Origin of the sequence: Infirmifilum sp., assembly GCF_049970975.1 — an archaeon.
Classification (GTDB): domain Archaea; phylum Thermoproteota; class Thermoprotei; order Thermofilales; family Thermofilaceae; genus Thermofilum; species Thermofilum uzonense.
The window spans coordinates 1-1,869 of sequence record NZ_JBMFLX010000193.1 but is presented as its reverse complement, the minus strand read 5'-3'; the positions used below and the strand labels follow the sequence as shown (position 1 = coordinate 1,869).

3 protein-coding genes are annotated in these 1,869 nt (G+C 42.2%); 2 read left to right on the top strand and 1 reads right to left on the bottom strand.

Annotated elements, in window-relative coordinates; genetic code table 11:
* The coding region (locus ACP5KC_RS10465; protein WP_428287552.1) for a substrate-binding domain-containing protein at window positions 1-578 on the top strand (578 nt) is incomplete at its 5' end.
* Window positions 579-658: 80 nt separating this feature from the next.
* On the opposite strand, the gene ACP5KC_RS10460 is transcribed toward ACP5KC_RS10465, so the two are convergent.
* On the bottom strand, window positions 659-1,210 hold the full coding sequence (locus tag ACP5KC_RS10460) for a hypothetical protein (RefSeq protein ID WP_428287551.1): 552 nt from the start codon (window positions 1,208-1,210) through the stop codon (window positions 659-661).
* Window positions 1,211-1,263: 53 nt separating this feature from the next.
* Between ACP5KC_RS10460 and ACP5KC_RS10455 the strand changes: the two genes are divergently transcribed.
* Window positions 1,264-1,869, top strand: a 606-nt coding sequence (locus ACP5KC_RS10455; protein WP_428287550.1) for a hypothetical protein, incomplete at its 3' end; no start/stop codon positions are given.

Below are 1,869 nucleotides of genomic sequence, written 5' to 3'. Positions count from 1 at the left end.
ACCTGGCAGGGGTACATGTAATAGATCCGGAGACGGGTGAATACAACTTGCACTTACTTAAGAAAAACGCTGGCAAGGATCTGGTGCTTATCAGAGGCTACTGGCGTGAAATAGGATTTATTGTAGCTCCCGGAAACCCTAAAAACATATTCTCGCCAGAAGACCTTTTGAGAAGAGATGTGGTGCTAGCAAATAGGAACAAAGGTAGTGGCACCCACCTCCTCCTTGACTATTTACTGAAAAAGCTTTCAACCGAATATGGAATACCCCTCCATGCCCTACATAGCAGGATAAAGGGTTACGATTCCAGCTACCTGTCGCATTACGAGGCAGCGCTAAGAGTATTAAACGGTAAGGCCGACGTAACCATAGGTCCCCTGTGGACAGCTAAGAGTTTGGGTTTAGACTTTAGACCCATCACGAAGGAGAGATTCGACTTCCTAACACTCGCCGATTACTTAACAGAACAGCCCCTGAAAGCCTTCCTAGAGATTCTTAAAGATTATGAGTTTAAAGAAAAAGCAACCACTCTAGGAATATTCGCTGGTGATGACACAGGAAAAATCATACGAATATAAAATCAATATTCACATAAAACATTATTTAAACGTGCCTAAGATGAAAAATATATTAAAAAGATGATAATTAAATAAAAAAATTATTGTTTTCTGGTTTTAATAATCAAATACATAACGGTAAACAGCAGAACAACCAATAGTACAGTATTTAGCAGTACTATGTTCGACAGACCCGACAATTCAGCCGCAAAATCGTTTATGCTATCTCTCAAAGAGGATAGAGTTCTATTAAGCGCTATTACTTGTTCTACTAACGGCTTAATCTCAGGGGCTATACTTACTGTGGGTAATTGCGGTGTTAATGAGGCATATCCCTTCTTGATCCAAAAATCAGCGTCGTCAGAGGGTATCCTTGCCGCATCACCGGCTTTAAAGGGACCGTACCACACAAGGTCTATCCCTCGGAACTTTGGCGTGTCCTTTGTGAAATAAACGGTGGTATAGTCTACTCGAGCGGGTTTTATGCCTCCAACCCACTGACCTTTAGCTGGGGAATAGTAACCTGAGACTACTAAGTTAAATTGTGCCCACCAGGGTACAGGCATAATCCAGGGATTGTCGGCAGTAGGCCAGCCAACCCAATAGTGCGTATTAAAGGGCACAATAGCTGGAGCTTGGACTACGGGTATCACAGGTAGGTCACGGTAAAAAATTTAAATATTTTAATCTCCACTACTTTACAAGCATGAAAAAGATAGTTTTAGTAGCTGTTATGCTGCTTTCATTATGTTCTAGCAACCTAATGGTTCTAGCAGAAGGTGAACAAGCATCAAGTTGTAGTCAATTCCACGGAGATGAAAGACACAATGGCTTCTTATCTTCAGTTGGCCCAACTTCTGCAGTAGTTACCTGGAAGATAAACCAGCAATGTGATGGTATGATAGCAGCTAGTGGAAGACTAATTATAGTAAGGCCTGATGAAAAAGCACATATTTTTAACGAAACAGACGGTACCCATTTAGCTGAGGTTCACTCAGATTGGTATCGCATGCGTACATGCTATCCAGTTATAGGAGAAGGAAAATTGTTTCTCACCTTCTACCATTGGCATGACTATACTAGCGCGAAAAATCTTTTCACGCTTACTACAAAATGGGATGTAGAGTTGGGAGAAAGCCGCGTTTATGTGAGAGTGCCGTACAACTATTATTTACTTACTTATTGGAATGGAAAATTGTTTGTAGCCTGGGCCCCCCGAGTCAATCAGTGGGAGCGTCCCCTCCCCCCACGACTTTCTGCCTACTCAGCGGCCACTGGAACTAATTTATGGCGAGTAGAGTTTGATGATGCA